1 pseudogene is annotated in these 312 nt (G+C 56.1%); it reads left to right on the top strand.

Annotation, left to right across the window (positions count from 1 at the left end):
* Positions 1 to 312: pseudogene (locus tag LIQ05_RS19605) on the top strand (methionine adenosyltransferase); the annotation flags it as partial.

The following is a 312-nucleotide window of genomic DNA, read 5'->3' as shown; positions in this document are numbered from 1 at the left end:
AGAGCGGACTTGCCAGCGGTGCCGGGGATCAGGGCATCATGATTGGCTACGCCTGCGATGAGACACCGCAGCTTATGCCGATGCCAGTGGTTCTGGCGAACCGCATTGTAAGGGAACTGTCTGCAAGCCGTAGAAGCGGATATATCACGGGAATCTTGCCAGATGGAAAGGCGCAGGTGACCGTGGAGTATGAAGATGACAGACCTGCCCGGCTGGATACCGTCATTGTGTCCTGCCAGCATGAAAAGGAAAAATCCCTTCGGAAGCTGGAGCATGAGATCCGGGAGAAAGTGTTACGCCCGGCACTCCGTA

This window comes from Blautia glucerasea (genome assembly GCF_020537505.1).
In the GTDB taxonomy this organism is placed as follows: domain Bacteria; phylum Bacillota; class Clostridia; order Lachnospirales; family Lachnospiraceae; genus Blautia_A.
Note: the sequence above shows the minus strand (reverse complement) of the source record. Positions and strands in the feature narration are given on the sequence as shown.